A 17810-nucleotide genomic window follows, 5' to 3' on the forward strand; every position below is an offset into this window, starting at 1 on the left:
TTACTTTATTTTAAAAGTTGATATGCTATTAAAGCTGCGACATACGCAAGAACAGTCATAAACACTAATTGGTAGATAGTCCATTTCCAAGACTTAGTCTCTCTTTTCACGATTGCTACTGTAGCTGTACACTGCATCGCAAAAGCATAAAAGAACATTAGTGAAACCCCACTGGCTAGCGTGAAGACTGGTTGTCCTGTATCAGGCCATATCTCAGCTGCCATTTTTTGTTTAATACGTCCATCTTCATCATTCTCATCCCCAGATCCTACATTATAAATAGTTCCAAGTACTCCGACAAAGATTTCACGTCCTACGAAAGAAGACAATACGGCAATACCTACTTTCCAGTCATACCCTAGAGGTTTGATTACAGGCTCTATTGTTTTACCTAGAATACCGATATAAGAATTCTCTAGTTTATAACTAGCGATATGCTCGCTTAACTCTTCTTCACTTACTTCTTTATCTTGATATACTTCTGTAATATGTTTCTCAGCGTTCTCAAAGCGTTCTCCAGGTCCATGAGCACCTAAGAACCAAATGATAATTGATAATACGAATATAATCTTACCTGCACCTACTACGAATGCTTTAGTCTTCTCATACATATTCACCACTACGTTCTTAATAATCGGAGTACGGTAGTTCGGCATCTCGATTACGAAGTATGACTTGCGCTCGCTCTTGATGTATTTACTCAATGCCCAAGAGGATAACAAAGCTGCTAAGAATCCTACTAGATAGAATAACGTCAATGTTAATCCTTGTATACTTAAGAATCCAAATATGCGTGTATCAGGAATTACTAAAGCAATAATGATAATATATACTGGGATACGAGCAGAACATGTAGTAAACGGTGTTACAAGTATTGTAATCAATCTTTCTTTAGGGTTCTCGATATTACGAGCAGACATAATCGCCGGAATAGCACATGCATTACCAGAGATAAGTGGCACTACTGATTTACCACTTAATCCGAATGGACGCATTAACCTATCCATTAAGAACACCACTCTACTCATATACCCTGTCTCTTCTAAGATAGAAATAAACATAAATAGAATAGCAATCTGAGGAATGAAAGGCATAACCCCTCCGATACCTGGTACGATACCATCCGCTATCAAATCTGTAAGCTTACCTGGCTCCATCGTATCGTGTACCCAAGAACTAAGATTAGCAAACTGCTCATCTATCCAATCCATCGGAATACTTGACCACTCAAAGATAGCCTGGAAGACCAACATCATAATCGCAAAGAAGATTAGATATCCATACACTTTATGTGTAAGTATTCTATCTACTTTAGAACGAAGATCCTTAGCTTTATTGACATCACGTGAGTACGTTTCTTTTAGTACCTCGTTAATAAACTGATACCTCTTGATTGTCTTTTTGTGTTGAAGCTTTTTGATTTCACTCTCTGACAAATGAACTCCCTTCGCCTCTATCTCTTTCTTTCCTATATTCCCGATTTTGATGTCTTGTGAATAGATCATCCACAATTTGAATACAGAAAGGTTAGGGAACGTCAAAGCAAGTTTACTAAAGAACTCTGTGTCTACTGCAGTAGCATTCACACATGGTTCTATAGAATACGTTCTATAATTTAATATTGCTTGTTTTAACTCTTGAATACCAAGTTTTTTCTTCGCACTAATTAAAACAATCTTTGTATTTAATTTCTTTTCTAATTCGGCTATCTTAAGACTAATCCCCTTCTCCTCCATATGATCAGCCATATTAACAGCCAATATCGCAGGAACACCAAGTTCTTTTACTTGAGTAAATAGTAATAAGTTACGCTTTAGATTTTCTATATCAGCTACTACAACAGTAACATCTGGAAAGTCATCATTAGTAGGATCAAATAATAAGTCTAATACAATGCGCTCATCTTCAGAACTCGCATTAATACTATATGTTCCTGGTAAGTCGATAATAGTAGCGTTTACTTTATCATCTAACTTCGCTACTCCAGACTTTTTATCTACAGTAATACCAGGATAATTTCCTATCTTATGGTTAAGGCCTGTCAGGGCATTGAATACAGAGGTTTTCCCTACATTAGGATTACCTATTAGGGCAACTTTTATATCTTTTTTCATCAACTATATGTAATATCTTAATCTAATTAGCCAATTAATTCTACTTGTATCTCTTTAGCTAATTCTTTTCGAATAGATAAATGTGTATCATTAATACACAGATATATGGGGTCACCTAGAGGGGCTACCTCTAAAAGTTCTACAGCATTACCTGGTAGACATCCCATTTCTAATAGTTTTAAAGGAACCTTGTGCATATCAAAATCTGCTATCACTCCTTTTTCATTTCTTTTTAATAAGTCTAAAGTTGTACTCACCTTATTTAGATTTAATTCATATTGCAAATTTAGTCAATTAAAAAGATTATAGAACTATATTCCTAATAAATATCAGTATAAATACTACTACAACCTTTTCATTACTAGTCCATTTAACGAATTCACAATAATATACAAATACGCTAATACCAAAAATCCCTCTACATTATCTAACAAATGTAGAGGGATTTTACTATGTAATAACTTGACTATTCAGTCTTATTCTTCTCATGTTCATACAGCCATTGGATGTCTTCCCATAGCTGTTGCATATTCTTAGCTTCTTTATCAGGAGTATCTAGATTAGTACCATCATAGAACCCACGGATACGGCCATTGCCATCTACTAGAATAAAGTTTTCGGTGTGTACCATATCGTACATCTCTTCTGGAGACCCTGTCTTCACAGCTAAGTAAGAGTTACGAGCGATATAATAGATATCTCTTTTATCCCCCGTTACTAAGTTCCATATCTTATCATCAGCGCCTTTGCGTAGTGCATATTCTTTTAGCACAGGTACGCTATCAATATCTGGAGTCACTGAGTGTGATAATAATTTAACGCCTGGCAGAGTCTTAATCTTATCTTGAAGCCAAACCATATTATCACTCATGATAGGACAAATAGTAGTACATGTCGTAAAGAAGAAATCAGCGACATAAATATGTCCTTCATAATCTTTATTCGTTATTGTATCACCATTCTGGTTTAAGAACTTAAAAGCAGCTATCTTGTGCTTCTGTTTATTGGCCTCATGTTGGATTAAACTATCTACCATCTCAGGATTCACCATCGCTGGTGTATATACTGGTAGTGATTTTCTATACTTCAGTGCATTGTAGAACATCACCATGATTCCTGCACATAAAAGGAAGAAGAAAATAAAAAAGTATTTATATTTCTTGAAAAAGTGTAACATTTTAAATAGAGTTTCGACAAACTTACAAAATCCCTTTTAACCTGAAGGTTAAAGACATGATAAATACAAGATGTCTTATTTAAAGTATAGAAAAATACGATTATAAAAGATATTTTCTATTTTTGTTAGAATATCAATAGGAACAAAATTAATTATATACTATGAACAAAAGAGTTTTATTAACCTCTGCCTTCGCTGTAGTATCATTAGTAGCTTGTAAAGATGCTAAAAATACAACAGAGCAAGAAGATCAAGTAGCTCATGGAATCAACCTAGAATACATGGATAAAAATGTAAAGCCTGGTGATGACTTTTTCCGTTATGTAAACGGTGCTTGGTATGACAAAACAGAAATTCCAAATGACAGAACACGTTGGGGAAGTTTTGATGAATTAAGACAAAACACAGATAAGGATGCCCTTGCGATCCTTAGAGAGGCTGCTGAAGACTCTAAACTTGATCCTAAATCTGATCAAGCTAAAGCTGTAGCTGTATTCCAAACTTACTTAGATGAAGCTAAGAGAAATGAATTAGGAGTAGCTCCTCTTAAACCTTACTTAGATAAAATCAATGCAATCAAAACTCCAGAAGATGCGACTAAACTAATCAACGAATTAGTAGCTGAAGGAGGATTAGGATTATATTCTATCTACGTATATGCAGATGCAAAAAGCTCTCAGGAGAATACAGTATACATCAGTTTAGGTTCTTTAGGTTTACCTGATCGTGACTATTATGTATTAAAAGATAAAGACATCACTGAAAAACGTGACCAATACGTAGCACACGTAGCACGTATGTTAGAATTAGCTGGTGAGCCTAAAGAAGAGGCTACTACAGATTCTAAACGTGTATTAGCGATCGAAACTAAAATGGCTGAACCTCGTCTTACTAGAGTAGAGCGTAGAGATAGCCGTCTTACTTATAACCCTATGACAGTAGCTGAGCTTCAAAAATTAACACCTGCTGTTGATTGGAATGCTTATATCGCTGCTACAGGATTAAAGAACGTTGAAAAGCTAATTGTATCTCAACCGAAATACATGAAAGCGCTTAACGAAATCCTTTCTGCTAAAAATATCGAGGATATCAAAGCATATATGAAATGGACTTTAGTGAACAAAAATGCTAGTTACTTATCTACTGAAATGGAGAAAGCGAACTGGGAGTTCTACTCTAAAACATTAGAAGGTGCTAAAGAACAAAGACCTGTTGACGAAAGAGCATTAGCTGTAGTTAACGGTACTGTAGGAGAAGCTTTAGGACAATTATACGTTGCTAAAAAATTCCCTGCTGAAGCGAAAGCAAAAGCTCAGGCGATGATTAAAAACGTACTTACAGCTTTCGGTGATCGTATCAAAGCATTACCATGGATGGCTGAAGAGACTAAAAAAGGTGCTTTAGAAAAATTAGCAACTACAACAGTGAAAATCGGTTACCCTGACAAATGGGAAGATTACTCTGCTATGGATATTAAAGCTCCTAAAGATGGTGGTAATCACTTCGAAAACATGAAAAATGCTACTAAATGGAACTTTGCTAAAAACATAGAAGACTTCGGTAAACCTGTAGATAAATCTCGTTGGGGAATGGCTCCACAGACAGTGAACGCATACTTCAACCCTATCTATAACGAAATCGTATTCCCTGCTGCTATCTTACAACCTCCATTCTATGATTATAAAGCTGACGAAGCGATTAACTATGGTGGTATCGGAGCTGTAATCGGACACGAGATCTCTCACAGTTTTGATGACTCAGGAGCTCGTTATGATAAAAACGGAAACTTAAACAACTGGTGGACTGACGCTGACTTAACTAGTTTTACTAAATTAGGAGATGCTTTAGCTGCTCAGTACAGCGCATTAGAGCCTCTACCAGGTGTATTCGTAGACGGTAAATTCACTTTAGGTGAGAATATCGGAGACTTAGGTGGTGTTAATGCTGCTTATGACGGATTACAAATCTATTTAAAAGAAAATGGTGATCCAGGTCTAATCGACGGATTCACACCTGAGCAACGTTTCTTTATCTCTTGGGGAACTATCTGGAGAACTAAAGCTCGTGATGAGGCGATTAAAAACCAAGTGAAAACTGACCCTCACGCTCCTGGACACTACAGAGCGTATGTACCTCTTCAAAACGTAGATGCTTTCTACAAAGCATTTGATATTAAAGAAGGTGATAAATTATACATCAAACCTGAAGAAAGAGTTAAAATCTGGTAATCAGAACACAATAAATAACGATAAAGGAGTCTCGATGAGGCTCCTTTATTTTTTTATACATCCGATAAGACCAATCCTACACAAAACCCAAACAAAAACCTCATTTTCAATATGATAAATACACAAAAAGCACTTCACCATATCAACCCTAAATTGACTGGTCGCATAGTGGTCGCATAGTTATCGGATACTGCTCGCATAATTAACTATGAAAATTATGCGACCACTATCCTATTATTATCCTTTCACTACTCTATCATAAGCGATAGAAATGCTATATCACACAAAAAAAAGCATTGTGGTAATCACAATGCTTTACTATTATTATATTGAGCACTTCTTAACTATAAAGTTTTCTCATCTATCTTCTTAATCATAGGATCTACTTCTAACATCCATAGATAGTAATCCTCACTAGTGTATAATTGACTTAAAAACTCCCCGACTAAGAATCGCTTCACGATCTGCTTTCGCTTATCTAGTTTAAAGAATAGCTTATTACCTTCTAGATGTTTAATATAAGCTTTAAATACTTTATCAGAAGACATCACATAGTCTATCACCTCTTCTTTAGACATATTAGTAAACTTCGCTCTTTCTTTATCGATCTCTTGGAATACAAAGAAACTCACAATACCCGATTTCATCAGAAGTACCACAGTGTCATCTCCATGCTTATTCCCTATCGGAACAAAGATATCTGGTACTATACCACCACCTCCATAGACTACACGCCCTTTTAAGGTCTTATACTGTAGGCTATCGGCTACTTTTATACTATCAGCAGCATATAACTCACCGTGTGCGTATCTCGTTCTAAAATCGTTATTATACTCTTCTACACCCATCGTATAAGGCTTCTGTATAGATCGTCCAGATGGAGTGAAATAACGCGCTGTAGTCAATCTAATAGCAGAACCATCACCAAGCATCAATTCTCGTTGTACAAGTCCTTTACCGAAGCTTCTACGCCCTACGATAGTTCCTCTGTCATTATCTTGTATTGCTCCAGCTATAATTTCACTAGCAGAAGCAGAATTCTCATTAATCAGCACATAAAGAGGCTTATCTGTAAAGAGACCACTTCCTTTAGACTTCGTGACTCTCTCTTGACCGCCCTTATTTACAGTTTTTACAATTACCTGATCTTTCTTTAATAAATCATTTAGCATATTTACTGCCTGATCCATATACCCTCCCCCATTATCTCTCAAATCAAGGACTAGGCTAGAAATATCTTGTGTGATCAGATCCTCTAACGCCTTTTTAAACTCTTCGTAAGTCGTACTAGAGAATCTATTGAGCTTAATATATCCTCTCCCGTCTGACAACTTAAATGCGGCATCTACACTCTTGATAGGAATAGGCTGTCTATTGACTACGATGTTTAGCTTCTTACCTATAGTCTTTCGATAGACTTCTAACTTTACATCAGTATCTTTTTCTCCTCTTAAGTATTTAGCGATACTATCAGAGGTCATCTCCTTTCCATACAGATGTTGTCCATCAGCACTTATGATACGGTCACCTGGCTGTATTCCAGCTTTAAAAGCGGGTCCATCTACGATATCTTTGATTACAGCGACACTATCTTTATAGTAATAGTAGTTCACTCCTATTCCTACGAAACTACCTTGCATAGACTCTGTCACAGACTGTAGCTCACTCTTGCCGATATAGATAGAATGAGGATCTAGTTGTTCTAAAATAGTAGTCACCGTTCTATCTACGATAGAGTCAGTATCTACATTATCTACATACTCCTTCTCTATAAAATCAATTAGCCTATTTAATTTAAGCTTATTGTGATTGGTATAAAAACCAGTTTTTCCACGATAAGAAGCAGATACAAGAAAGCCCCCTAGTAAGATACCTAAGGATAAAGAAATCGATATAATCAGAGGCCAAAAAAACTTTTTCATCTACAGTGGATATTAATCAAGGTCAGGAAGAAATACGACATCCACCCCTGCTTTTTCTAAGAAGTCTACTCCTTCTGTGTCACGATAACCTTCACTGTACACCACTCTAGTAATACCTGCCTGATGGATAAGCTTACTACAGTCTCTACATGGAGACATCGTGATATAAAGTGTAGCCCCTTGACAACTCTGTGTAGAGCTAGCAACCTTCAAGATAGCGTTAGCCTCAGCATGTAGCACATACCAATGCGTAGTGTCGTTTTCGTCTTCACAACAGTTCTCAAAACCGGTGGGTGTACCATTATATCCGTCAGAAATAATCATCCTATCTTTTACAATAATAGCCCCTACCTTTTTTCGTTTACAATACGATAGTTGTCCCCATTCGCGTGCCATGCGCAAATAAGCCTTATCATATTTAGTTATTTTTGATTCATTCATATCAGAAATATTTACAAAGTTCTCTATCCCTTTGATCTAACAAAAATACACAAACCTTTTTGTTAATTCACCAATCTTAGAATAGGAACTTATTTCGTTTATCTAATTTACTATCTAAACGAATAATCTATTATAAACCCACTACTAAAAACACACATCATTATGATAAGCATAAAAATATCATAAAAAAACTACGGACTCCATAATTTATCATTATATTAGAGATAATAAACTGAACCAATTTACTAACCAAAAAACAAACAAAAATGTCATACTCAGAATTATTTGATTTAGGATTTAGAGAGAGAAACAAAGGCCACTTTGCTTCGATAGTACGTGTGGCGTTAGCGAATGGACATTATAGCACAGAAGAAAAAGCTTTCTTAGATGAACTAGCTGTTCGCTTAGAAATCAGTGATGAGGACTATGCAAGTATATTAAAAAACCCTGAGAGCTATCCTGTCAACCCTCCCTATTTAGAGACCAATCGTATAGAACGATTATATGATCTGGCAAGAATGGTATATGTAAATCACGTATTAGGACCAAAACAAAAAGAGATATTAAAGAAATTTGCTGTTGCATTAGGTTTCACTAATAATATCGATTATCTAGTAGATAAATCTCTATCGTTACTAGTCCTAAATGTTGATATAGATACCTTCATAGAAGAAATTCACAACCTTAAAAAATAAAAAAAGTGAGCTAATCATACAGATTAGCTCACTTGTTATTTTATAGAAATACTTCTTATTTCTTCATAAACTCTTCAGCCTTTTCTACCATGTTTTTACTACCACAGAAGAAAGGAACACGTTGGTGTAACTCCGTTGGCTCTATCTCCATGATACGAGTATATCCATCAGATGCTTTACCTCCAGCTTGCTCAATGATGAATGCAATAGGATTACACTCATATAACAATCTTAGTTTTCCTTTCGGAGCTTTCGTACTAGTAGGGTAGATGTAGATACCTCCTTTTAGAATATTACGATGAATATCAGATACTAAACTACCGATGTATCTAGAAGTATATGGTCTATCATTCTCTTCTGCTTGACAGTACTTTAAGTAATCTTTTACCCCTTGAGGGAAGTGTACATAGTTCCCCTCATTGATAGAGTAGATATGCCCATCCTCATTAATCTTCATATTCGGGTGAGATAAGAAGAATGTACCGATCGCTGGATTTAATGTAAACCCGTGTACTCCATTACCTGTAGTGTAAACTAACATCGTAGAAGAACCGTATACAATATATCCTGCTGCTACTTGATTCTCTCCTTTTTGTAAGAAGTCTTCTTTTGTTACAGGAGTTCCGATAGGAGTCACACGTCTATAGATAGAAAAGATAGTACCTACTGATACATTCACATCGATATTAGACGAACCGTCTAGTGGATCCATTAGCACTACATACTTATTCTCGTTGCTGTTATCTCTACCGTGGATAGAAATAAAATCATCCTCTTCTTCAGAAGCGATACCACATACGATTTCTCTATTGATAAGTGTTTTAATGAATACTTCGTTTGCAAAAACATCAAGTTTCTGCTGTTGCTCACCTTGTACATTTTGTTTTCCAAAAGCACCTACGATGTCAACTAAACCTGCTTGGTTAACTTGGTGACTTACTACTTTAGCAGCTAGTCTAAGAGAGTTAATTAATCTTGATAACTCACCAGAAGAGTATTTAAAGTCTTCTTGTTTTTCAATGATAAACTCTCCTAAAGTTTGAGATCTTTCTGTTGTCATTTTCAAAAATGATTCTTAAGTTGTGTATTTTACAGTGCAAATATCGTTAATTTTGTTGTCTAACCGAAGACATTAACCATTAAATCAATAACTAAAATGAATATTAGACCTGCAACCCCTCAAGACATGCCTGATGTATTAGCATTAATACAAGAACTAGCAACTTTCGAAAAAGAACCTGATGCTGTCGTAGTTACTGCTGAAGACCTAATCAGAGATGGTTTTGGAGCAAATCCTTTATTTCATGTTATTGTTGCTGAGCTAGACACTAAAATCATCGGCATGGCTTTATTCTACAATAGATATTCTACCTGGAAGGGTAAGACGATTCACTTAGAAGATCTTATCGTCACAGAAGCAGCTAGAGGTACAGGAGCAGGATATGCACTGTATGCAGAGGTTATGAATATCGCAAAGAAAGAAGGTGTGCGAAGAGTAGAATGGGTAGTTCTGAACTGGAATGAACCGGCTATTAACTTTTATAAAAAATCCGGAGCGACAGTATTAGAAGATTGGTATACTGTACAAATGGATCAAAACGGAATAGAACAATTTAGTCAATCTAAGTAAATGAGAGTATTCAAATTTGGAGGAGCCTCAGTAAGAGACGCAGAAAATGTAAAAAACGTTTGTAACGTATTAAAAACAGTAGGCTATGAAGATAGCCTAATCATTGCTTCTGCAATGGGTAAAACGACGAATGCCTTAGAGGTAGTCGTACACAACTATTTTCAGAATAGATTTGACTTAGCAGAGTCTGTTGATGTAGTTAAAGATTATCACTACACGATCGTTAGAGAATTATTCCCTAATGAAGATCACGATATCTATGCAGCGCTAAAAGAGCTATTTGATTCTATTACTTACTTCTTACTGAACAATAAATCTCCTAATTATAACTTCGTTTATGACCAAATCGTAAGCTATGGAGAGATTATCTCTACGACTATCTTACACTATTACCTACTAGAGTCAGATATAGACAACACTTGGCTAGACTCAAGAAACTTAATCAAAACAGATACAGTCTATAGAGACGCTGATGTGAACTGGGATATCACGATAGAGAATATCAAAAAAGAGATTTGTACTAAGCAATTATTCATTGTACAAGGATTTATTGGGTCTGACTATAACGGTTTCTCTACCACATTAGGACGAGAGGGGTCTGACTACTCTGCTGCTATCTTTGCTTATGCCTTAGACGCAGAGAGTGTAACGATATGGAAAGACGTACCAGGGGTACTGAATGCTGATCCACGTTATTTTGAAGATACTACTCTACTACAACATATTTCTTATCAAGAAGCAATAGAACTAGCGTTCTACGGTGCGTCAGTCATCCACCCAAAGACCTTACAACCGTTGCGTCAAAAAGAAATACCACTATATGTAAAGTCATTCTTAAATCCATTATTACCAGGAACGAATGTATCTAAAGGAGCACCATTGACTCCTCATGTTCCTTGTTTTATTGTGAAGAAGAACCAATTATTAATATCACTTTCTTCTAAGGATTTCTCTTTTATCATGGAACAAAATATCAGTGATATTTTTAAACTCTTCGGAGAGTATAATATTAAGGTGAATGTAATACAGAACTCTGCTATTAGCTTCTCTGTATGTGTAGAAGATAAGTTTAATCACTTCGAAGATGTAAGACTATTGCTTACAGATAAGTTTAAGGTGAGCTATAATGAGAATGTGTCTCTATATACCATAAGACACTTCGACGATCACTCTGCACAGAAGATACTTGGCGATAAAACATTATTATTAAAACAAGTGAATAGAGAGACAATGCAGATTGTCACTAAAGAATAACATCACAAAGGCTGTCTCACGAAGACGGCCTTTTTAATACTCTATACTAAACAACTATATATTGATCATTGCCCTAATATTCATTGTCTAATCTTCTTTTTACCTAATCTACAGGTGTTTAAAAAGAACTTAGCCACTGCATAAATCAGGATATAGATACCCCATAATAACAACCCATGTATATAGACTATACCCATTAAGACTTTCTTCATAAGCTATTCATTAAGACCAGATATTAGCTATAAAGCAAGATAGAATAACACCCACTCAAAGGCTAAAGCGATGATAAAGCTACCTATAAAAGCCATGATATACTGCACTTTAGTTACTTCTTTCTTTTTAATATCCTGTATCACTTTATACAATATAGCGCCAAAGACACCTATCACAATACTCGATAGTATCCATACCATATAAAATCTACTTTCATAATCTAAGTCCATATCTACACTTGCTTTTAATAATCACGTTCTATAAAGATACGTAAACTTTAACGAATAGTTTTTCTTCAGTCCATAAATAGCTCTTTAAAAAACAGTATTTTTAACCCACAAAACATCAAACTATGCTGACCATCACAAGAACCAATTCTGACAATAAAGACTTTTTAAACCTCATCATAGAACTAGACAAATACCTCAAAACAACTGATGGTGATGAACATGACTTCTTTGACCAATACAATAAAGTAGATCATATCAACCACGTTGTGGTTATCTACGAAAATAGTCGTGCTATAGCCTGTGGAGCTATCAAAGAATATGACTCACATACTATGGAAGTTAAGCGTATGTACACTTCCCCTATCGCTAGAGGTAAGGGCGTCGCCTCTATTGTACTAGCTGAATTAGAAAAGTGGAGTCTAGAGCTAGGTTATACACGCTGTATCTTAGAGATGGGTAAGCTACAGACACAAGCAGAGATATTATATAGAAAGAATAACTATACTATTATCCCTAACTACGGTCAGTATAAAGGTGTAGAGAGTAGCCTGTGTTTTGAGAAGGTGTTGTAACTCCAACGCATTTATTTGATAATTATACTTATCTCTTTCTTCTCTTTGAAATTAACAACTCTATGTAGCACAAAAACCATAACTTAGTATAAAACAAATAATTATGAATAAAAAGATATATTACTTTTTATGGGTTTTGCTAGTTATTAACCTACTTTGGTCTTTGCTAATTGACAGAAAAGGCCTTATTAGCTCTTTGCAGTATAGTCTATTTATATTTCTAGCATTAGGAATATACTATCTAATAGAAAAAAGATACTTTATAAAAAGAAAGCATTAAAAACCAAACATCTAATTCACACCTAGACACCTACTTATCTCCTTCTCGTTGTATTCCCAAACCTAGCGTTATCTACTCTTCTTATTCCCTTTCTATTCATCCCCATATTCTTTAGATAACTCCAAATAGCTAATGTCAGTACCAAACTAAAAAACACTAAGAGTGTATTAACCCAAAGCGGTTTGTCCTTAACATCAAATAATGCCCATATCATAGCTCCATCAAACAAGATCATGTTAAGGGAAATAAAGCACTGATATAAAATATTTTATCAACTCTATTTTTCTATCTACTTTATTATCCGTAACTTAATATATAATTTCAAAAACAACACAATCATGAAATACGTAAAAGAATTTTCAGCCTTAGATTTTGACAATGACATACTAGTTGTTGACTTTAAAGACCACCAAATAGAGAACCCTATTGTACAGGTATCTGAGATTATAGATGAATTTGTCTATCAAGTGAAGCCTTGTAAGATATTTATCTCTAAAGCTCATAATATAGATATAGCTACCGATGTTCCATTTAGAGGAAGAGTGGTTATACGATAATTAGAATGTTATTTATACTTCTATAAAGCAAGGAGACCTATCAAGAGAAGGTCTCCTTGTTTTATTAGATACATCTTACTTTCTCCATACAATCCTTCATTAGAGATCCTTCGGATACAGTCTAAATCTCATTCGCAAAACAACCTCTAATCCCTAGTAAACACAGGTTATTTCCGAATAACTCCCACACAAAATCAAATCAAAAAAACACAATAAACTAGACAACAATCACTTACAATAAATAAGACACTCCATATTAAATCAAAAAGACCATATCTGATCAATATCTCCAAATAGAGGCAGAATAAGGCAATATGAGTAGTGAAATAACACAGTATTCATAACATAAAAAGAGATAAATACGCTTGATATTGTTTATTTTTACTCTTTAAAACTTATGCTATGATTTCTAAATACTCCCTTTGTTTTCAACCTGATGATGCTACACTTGAACTAGTAAAGCAAATGAAGCTAAAGCTAGCCGATGAGATAGGGTGGTATAACAGTAAGAATTCCTTAGCACATATCACTATCTCTAAGTTTAAAACTGACCTGAATGGTATCAAAAAAATAGCCGAATTAGTCAGAGCACAATGTAGTACATTCACTCCTGTACAAGTACTATTTAACGACTATGGTCAATATCCTAACGGAGCGTTCTTCTTAGCAGTAGATGAGTTCTCTAAACCTATTCTTCAAGAATATGCAAAAAAGGTAATGCGCAAAGTCGTTTTGCCCGAAATCTATAAGAGTAATGAACCTCATATGTCTATCGCGCGCAAGCTAGACCCTGAGCGATTAGAGCGTGCATTAGTTTATTTTCAGAAACCTGCTATCTCTTGTCTGTGTAATCATATCGCCCTACGCCAGTTTAACCCTGACAGAAGACAATACGACATCATCGCTACCTTCCCTTTCTTAGGCTTGCCATCTAATGAACCAGAGCAATTGTCGTTGTTTTAAAACTATTCATGTTAAAGACAGATGAGCCAATCGATTTTATTTTATTTTCCCTATTTTTGGAATTAATCACAAACCTAAAACATGGAAAATAACAACAATACATTGACTTGGGATGAGTTTTCTAAAGTAGAAATGAGAGTAGGTACTATCGTTGAAGCGGAAGTATTCGCTGAAGTGAGAAACCCTGCTTATAAGTTAGTAGTGGACTTCGGAGAAGAGATCGGAAAGAGAAAGTCTTCTGCTCAGATTACTAAACTATATACACCTGAAGAGCTGATCGGTAAACAAGTAGTAGCTGTAGTAAACTTCCCCCCTAAACAGATAGCTAATCTAATGAGTGAATGCCTAGTAATGGGAGCTGTAGAAGGAAAAGAGGTTACGTTAATGACAATGGATAAGCCTACTAAAAATGGCTTAAGAATAGGATAATTTAGTTAACGGTTTACAGTTGACAGTATTTACCTACAGTATATTGATGGCGAATAATTGACAGTTTATGGTTAACAGTTAGTAGTTGACAGTATTTACCTATGATATATCATATATTGAATATGGACAGTTGACGGTTTTTCAGAGATATCAATGTTTTGCATCCCTCAATCCTATAACAATAAAAAATAACGGTTTACAGTCTGTGAACTGTAAACCGTCAAATATTAACTTCATTATATCTTACCTAATTTCTTTAAAAAGGCTTCTTCTGCTAGATTAAAAGCATACATAGCTGAGTGAGTAGAGGTAAAGTTATCCGTCAGCTTAGATCTAAAAGCACTATACTGTGTCTTACCATCTTCTTTAAAAAAATCAACTATAGCCGTATATTCACCAGTATCTATATTATGTAGAATACGTGCTTGATAGTTACTCGTCTTATCTTTTCTACCGAGTTCTCTATACTTCTGATCATTATACATATATACATTAAAGAAATAATCACTCACATATCCTCCATCTATACGCTTTGAAGCCATTCCATTACTATCTATTAATTCTATAAACAGTCTATTAAAGCGCTCTGCTACAGTATCACTGAAGTCTTTATAGACAGAGAACACAGTCTCTTTTAGTAACGTTTTTCCCATGCGCATCGCTTCTATGATATCATCGTCATCTGGAAAATATTCACCCCATGTATATTCTTCTTTTATCTCGTCTATAAACACATCTCGTGTACGGTGTGTAGTCGGATATACATTAAGCATAAAGAAAGGCAGTCCGTCTTCGCCCTTTACTTGATCTAGAGCGTGAACTGAGTTGTCTGAAATAATGCTAGTAATACGAATCTTATTAATATAACATGGCATATCCATAGAGACAATACATCTCACATCTAAAGTTCCCTTCACGTGCAGTTCACCATGGTTATACTTAGCATACACCACCTCTCCATAGACACTCCCGCCTATATAATGTGTGTTTCCACAGAAATAGGCATTCTTCACAACTAAGTCCCCCATCACTACCAACATCGGTGAAAAGTCTAGCTCCTGACAGAACAAAGAATCCGTTACCTTTAGATCTCCTAAGAATATATATCCCTGTATATCTATCTCATAATCTTCTATAAAGTTAAGCACTTCTAGTTCTTCTATTTCTGCATCATTATCTACTACTAAGAAGAAAGAACTCTCATCGCTTAAGTCATACACTAAATTGTCTAATGTAAATAACTCTTCGTTCTGATCATGTACTCCTTTTAGCCCTTTAAGTAGATCTAGTCCATTGCGTATACTGACTACGCGATACATAATCCCATTGTAGAATATGGATTCTATCTCTGGCTCTTGATTAATAGCCTCTATGCTAAACATCTGTGCGTGCTCTACCATATTAGCAATCTTGTCATCAAACTCAAAAAAGTGATTAACAGAATACAATAGATCACATACACTACTAAACCAATCTACTGCTCTACTCTTATGCATCTCATTTTTAGGGGTGAGCAATGATAACTGATCATTATAAGCATTGTGCTCTTGATAGAATACAAGTACATCACTTACATCCATCCCTACTCTACGAATAAAGTAGTGATACATCTCTGCATCCTTCTCTCCTTCCCTATTAATATAATCTCGTGAGATAACAATGCGAGTATTAAACTCGTCTTCTTGAAAATATATAGCAAACTGATTACTCGTTTCCTTATCCTTGCCTAGTACATCAAAAGCTTCTAAAAAATCTCCTACATTCTCATCATCTCTTAATAAAAGCCATCTATTATAATATAAACTCTGTACAATAGATAAGCTGAATATATTCCTTACTGCCTCTACGGATAGGTCTCTATCCTTATCCTCGATGCTAAACATTTCTCTTAATGTCATACTACTTCTATTGTGTTTTCTTATTTACCTGATTTAGGGTTACTGGTGTATTAATGTGTACAAGGCAAAAGTACCTAACCAGTGGCTACCCATATAATCGTCTCCTGTAATATTGCCAAACGAATTATTAAAGTGTTGAACTGACAAAGCATTCAGATTAGGTGCTAACTCTGGTAATGCCTTCCCTATTTCTTTAAAACAAGTAGCTCTACTAAAGTTCAATCCATCTAAGTGTACTAAATGTCCGTCTGATCGATCAGATACCTTAGCTACTTCTATGGTAAAGTTCTGATCAAATAGTTGTGGTAAGAACGCCTTGGTCCACGTGCGATACTCATCTTGATTCATTACTTTACTCATCAGGCGAGCTTCTTCTAGACATGGTGATAAAAAGTCATGTCCACTAGGTTCGAAGGCAATATTACACCCCTTATCCTCACCATACAGGCGTTTAGCGTTGCTTACTATTAATTGCTCAAATGCTTTATTCCCCATCTGACGTGCATAGTCTAGTGATAGTGATAGCCCAAAAGCAGTATTGTCATGTGTACCTGTGCGTATTGGGTATAATAGTTTAGGCAAATATTCTGCATAACGTTCTTCCATAATCTTCGCTAATGGCTCTATCGTCTTTGCCCAACGTTGTGCATCAGCATCTTGCCATTGGGATAAAGCTCCATGAAGCTGAAACAGCCATGCCCAACCATACGTACGTTCAAAGTTTTTATTATTAGGGTCATGGAAAAAAGCTAACTCCACTGCTACATTCTCATCTGTAATCAGATTATTTAGTCTAGTGCGTATCTGCCCATCTGCATCTAACTCAGGGAACTTCTGTAATAAAGTAACAATAGACCAAAAGCCATGTACTGAAGAATGCCAGTCAAAACATCCATAAAATATAGGACGCAATGCCTTAGGATTCTTTAGATCGTCATTACTGCCTAGTGTTTGTCCTAATCGGTTAGGATATTCTAATTCTATACAGTGCAAGGGCAACTCTATAATCTTCTTCGCCTCAGCTACTGTAAGTGTTAATGCTGGTTGGTCTTCTGTATTGATGGGATTATTTGAAGGCTGTTGTTTCTCTGTACACGAAAACAACAATACACTCGCAAATAACAAACTTCCTATTTTTCTCATATTACTCTATTCTTTATTCCTCTAAAATAGTAAAATACTCCAATCTATAAGTGTTCTTTAAAAA

At 35.4% G+C, this 17810-nt stretch carries 19 protein-coding genes; 8 read left to right on the forward strand and 11 right to left on the reverse strand.

Annotated features, from left to right (window positions below; genetic code table 11):
* Nucleotides 1-5: 5 nt before the first annotated feature.
* The 3 genes from feoB to AABL85_RS00585 all read right to left on the reverse strand — a co-directional run bounded on the left by feoB (nt 6) and on the right by AABL85_RS00585 (nt 3291).
* Nucleotides 6-2114, reverse strand: coding sequence for a ferrous iron transport protein B (feoB, locus tag AABL85_RS00575; RefSeq protein WP_341308817.1), 2109 nt, complete (start codon nt 2112-2114; stop codon nt 6-8).
* A 26-nt stretch (nt 2115-2140) separates the two neighbouring features.
* Nucleotides 2141-2371: a FeoA family protein gene (locus AABL85_RS00580; RefSeq protein WP_006260493.1), complete on the reverse strand. Its 231-nt coding sequence runs from the start codon at nt 2369-2371 to the stop codon at nt 2141-2143.
* Nucleotides 2372-2580: 209 nt separating this feature from the next.
* Complete coding sequence (locus AABL85_RS00585) at nt 2581-3291, reverse strand: SCO family protein (RefSeq protein WP_286414756.1); 711 nt, start codon at nt 3289-3291, stop codon at nt 2581-2583.
* A gap of 161 nt (nt 3292-3452) precedes the next feature.
* Between AABL85_RS00585 and AABL85_RS00590 the strand changes: the two genes are divergently transcribed.
* The gene (locus AABL85_RS00590; protein ID WP_341308818.1) at nt 3453-5519 is read left to right on the forward strand and encodes a M13 family metallopeptidase; all 2067 of its coding nucleotides are present in this window, start codon (nt 3453-3455) and stop codon (nt 5517-5519) included.
* A gap of 344 nt (nt 5520-5863) precedes the next feature.
* On the opposite strand, the gene AABL85_RS00595 is transcribed toward AABL85_RS00590, so the two are convergent.
* Together AABL85_RS00595 and AABL85_RS00600 are read right to left on the reverse strand one after the other, a co-directional pair.
* Nucleotides 5864-7441, reverse strand: coding sequence for a S41 family peptidase (locus AABL85_RS00595; protein WP_341308819.1), 1578 nt, complete (start codon nt 7439-7441; stop codon nt 5864-5866).
* A 12-nt stretch (nt 7442-7453) separates the two neighbouring features.
* The gene (locus tag AABL85_RS00600; RefSeq protein ID WP_006257722.1) at nt 7454-7882 is read right to left on the reverse strand and encodes a deoxycytidylate deaminase; all 429 of its coding nucleotides are present in this window, start codon (nt 7880-7882) and stop codon (nt 7454-7456) included.
* 266 nt (nt 7883-8148) lie between these two features.
* On the opposite strand from AABL85_RS00600, the gene AABL85_RS00605 reads away from it, so the two are divergent.
* Complete coding sequence (locus AABL85_RS00605) at nt 8149-8577, forward strand: TerB family tellurite resistance protein (protein ID WP_286414763.1); 429 nt, start codon at nt 8149-8151, stop codon at nt 8575-8577.
* 55 nt (nt 8578-8632) lie between these two features.
* Here AABL85_RS00605 and fbp read toward each other — a convergent pair whose 3' ends face one another.
* Complete coding sequence (gene fbp, locus AABL85_RS00610; RefSeq protein WP_286414766.1) at nt 8633-9637, reverse strand: class 1 fructose-bisphosphatase; 1005 nt, start codon at nt 9635-9637, stop codon at nt 8633-8635.
* A gap of 96 nt (nt 9638-9733) precedes the next feature.
* Here fbp and AABL85_RS00615 point away from each other — a divergent pair, with 96 nt between their 5' ends.
* Both AABL85_RS00615 and AABL85_RS00620 read left to right on the forward strand, forming a co-directional pair.
* Nucleotides 9734-10207 (forward strand): GNAT family N-acetyltransferase, encoded by a 474-nt coding sequence (locus AABL85_RS00615; RefSeq protein ID WP_286414769.1) that lies wholly within the window; start codon nt 9734-9736, stop codon nt 10205-10207.
* Complete coding sequence (locus tag AABL85_RS00620; RefSeq protein ID WP_341308820.1) at nt 10208-11461, forward strand: aspartate kinase; 1254 nt, start codon at nt 10208-10210, stop codon at nt 11459-11461.
* 80 nt (nt 11462-11541) lie between these two features.
* Here AABL85_RS00620 and AABL85_RS00625 read toward each other — a convergent pair whose 3' ends face one another.
* On the reverse strand, nt 11542-11673 hold the full coding sequence (locus tag AABL85_RS00625) for a hypothetical protein (protein ID WP_341308821.1): 132 nt from the start codon (nt 11671-11673) through the stop codon (nt 11542-11544).
* A gap of 27 nt (nt 11674-11700) precedes the next feature.
* On the reverse strand, nt 11701-11904 hold the full coding sequence (locus tag AABL85_RS00630; protein WP_341308822.1) for a hypothetical protein: 204 nt from the start codon (nt 11902-11904) through the stop codon (nt 11701-11703).
* Between the two features lie 122 nt (nt 11905-12026).
* Between AABL85_RS00630 and AABL85_RS00635 the strand changes: the two genes are divergently transcribed.
* Nucleotides 12027-12476 carry a GNAT family N-acetyltransferase gene (locus AABL85_RS00635; protein ID WP_341308823.1) on the forward strand — a complete coding sequence of 150 codons (450 nt, stop codon included), beginning with the start codon at nt 12027-12029 and terminating at the stop codon, nt 12474-12476.
* Between the two features lie 314 nt (nt 12477-12790).
* On the opposite strand, the gene AABL85_RS00640 is transcribed toward AABL85_RS00635, so the two are convergent.
* On the reverse strand, nt 12791-12991 hold the full coding sequence (locus AABL85_RS00640; protein ID WP_341308824.1) for a hypothetical protein: 201 nt from the start codon (nt 12989-12991) through the stop codon (nt 12791-12793).
* A 103-nt stretch (nt 12992-13094) separates the two neighbouring features.
* Here AABL85_RS00640 and AABL85_RS00645 point away from each other — a divergent pair, with 103 nt between their 5' ends.
* The 3 genes from AABL85_RS00645 (at nt 13095) to AABL85_RS00655 (ending at nt 14705) form a co-directional block, all read left to right on the forward strand.
* A complete protein-coding gene (locus AABL85_RS00645) occupies nt 13095-13313 on the forward strand; it encodes a hypothetical protein (protein WP_006257734.1) in 219 nt (72 codons plus the stop codon).
* Nucleotides 13314-13715: 402 nt separating this feature from the next.
* Nucleotides 13716-14276 (forward strand): 2'-5' RNA ligase family protein, encoded by a 561-nt coding sequence (locus AABL85_RS00650; RefSeq protein ID WP_341308825.1) that lies wholly within the window; start codon nt 13716-13718, stop codon nt 14274-14276.
* Nucleotides 14277-14357: 81 nt separating this feature from the next.
* The gene (locus tag AABL85_RS00655; RefSeq protein WP_006262569.1) at nt 14358-14705 is read left to right on the forward strand and encodes a tRNA-binding protein; all 348 of its coding nucleotides are present in this window, start codon (nt 14358-14360) and stop codon (nt 14703-14705) included.
* 236 nt (nt 14706-14941) lie between these two features.
* On the opposite strand, the gene AABL85_RS00660 is transcribed toward AABL85_RS00655, so the two are convergent.
* Nucleotides 14942-16603, reverse strand: a complete 1662-nt coding sequence (locus AABL85_RS00660; protein ID WP_286414784.1) for a hypothetical protein — start codon at nt 16601-16603, stop codon at nt 14942-14944.
* Nucleotides 16604-16642: 39 nt separating this feature from the next.
* Nucleotides 16643-17746: a DUF2891 domain-containing protein gene (locus tag AABL85_RS00665; protein ID WP_341308826.1), complete on the reverse strand. Its 1104-nt coding sequence runs from the start codon at nt 17744-17746 to the stop codon at nt 16643-16645.
* Between the last annotated feature and the right edge of the window lie 64 nt (nt 17747-17810).

The organism is Myroides odoratimimus, assembly GCF_038039805.1.
GTDB lineage: Bacteria > Bacteroidota > Bacteroidia > Flavobacteriales > Flavobacteriaceae > Flavobacterium > Flavobacterium odoratimimum_B.

What these genes read in the sequence shown, in the direction of transcription:
- AABL85_RS00605 (WP_286414763.1), top strand. Translation starts at nt 8,149, where the DNA reads ATGTCATACTCAGAATTATTTGATTTAGGATTTAGAGAGAGAAACAAA.
- AABL85_RS00595 (WP_341308819.1), bottom strand. Translation starts at nt 7,441, where the DNA reads ATGAAAAAGTTTTTTTGGCCTCTGATTATATCGATTTCTTTATCCTTA.
- feoB (WP_341308817.1), bottom strand. Translation starts at nt 2,114, where the DNA reads ATGAAAAAAGATATAAAAGTTGCCCTAATAGGTAATCCTAATGTAGGG.
- AABL85_RS00645 (WP_006257734.1), top strand. Translation starts at nt 13,095, where the DNA reads ATGAAATACGTAAAAGAATTTTCAGCCTTAGATTTTGACAATGACATA.
- AABL85_RS00600 (WP_006257722.1), bottom strand. Translation starts at nt 7,882, where the DNA reads ATGAATGAATCAAAAATAACTAAATATGATAAGGCTTATTTGCGCATG.
- AABL85_RS00630 (WP_341308822.1), bottom strand. Translation starts at nt 11,904, where the DNA reads ATGGACTTAGATTATGAAAGTAGATTTTATATGGTATGGATACTATCG.
- AABL85_RS00590 (WP_341308818.1), top strand. Translation starts at nt 3,453, where the DNA reads ATGAACAAAAGAGTTTTATTAACCTCTGCCTTCGCTGTAGTATCATTA.
- AABL85_RS00660 (WP_286414784.1), bottom strand. Translation starts at nt 16,603, where the DNA reads ATGACATTAAGAGAAATGTTTAGCATCGAGGATAAGGATAGAGACCTA.
- AABL85_RS00615 (WP_286414769.1), top strand. Translation starts at nt 9,734, where the DNA reads ATGAATATTAGACCTGCAACCCCTCAAGACATGCCTGATGTATTAGCA.
- AABL85_RS00650 (WP_341308825.1), top strand. Translation starts at nt 13,716, where the DNA reads ATGATTTCTAAATACTCCCTTTGTTTTCAACCTGATGATGCTACACTT.
- AABL85_RS00635 (WP_341308823.1), top strand. Translation starts at nt 12,027, where the DNA reads ATGCTGACCATCACAAGAACCAATTCTGACAATAAAGACTTTTTAAAC.
- AABL85_RS00620 (WP_341308820.1), top strand. Translation starts at nt 10,208, where the DNA reads ATGAGAGTATTCAAATTTGGAGGAGCCTCAGTAAGAGACGCAGAAAAT.
- AABL85_RS00625 (WP_341308821.1), bottom strand. Translation starts at nt 11,673, where the DNA reads ATGAAGAAAGTCTTAATGGGTATAGTCTATATACATGGGTTGTTATTA.
- AABL85_RS00640 (WP_341308824.1), bottom strand. Translation starts at nt 12,991, where the DNA reads ATGATCTTGTTTGATGGAGCTATGATATGGGCATTATTTGATGTTAAG.
- AABL85_RS00585 (WP_286414756.1), bottom strand. Translation starts at nt 3,291, where the DNA reads ATGTTACACTTTTTCAAGAAATATAAATACTTTTTTATTTTCTTCTTC.
- AABL85_RS00655 (WP_006262569.1), top strand. Translation starts at nt 14,358, where the DNA reads ATGGAAAATAACAACAATACATTGACTTGGGATGAGTTTTCTAAAGTA.
- AABL85_RS00665 (WP_341308826.1), bottom strand. Translation starts at nt 17,746, where the DNA reads ATGAGAAAAATAGGAAGTTTGTTATTTGCGAGTGTATTGTTGTTTTCG.
- fbp (WP_286414766.1), bottom strand. Translation starts at nt 9,637, where the DNA reads ATGACAACAGAAAGATCTCAAACTTTAGGAGAGTTTATCATTGAAAAA.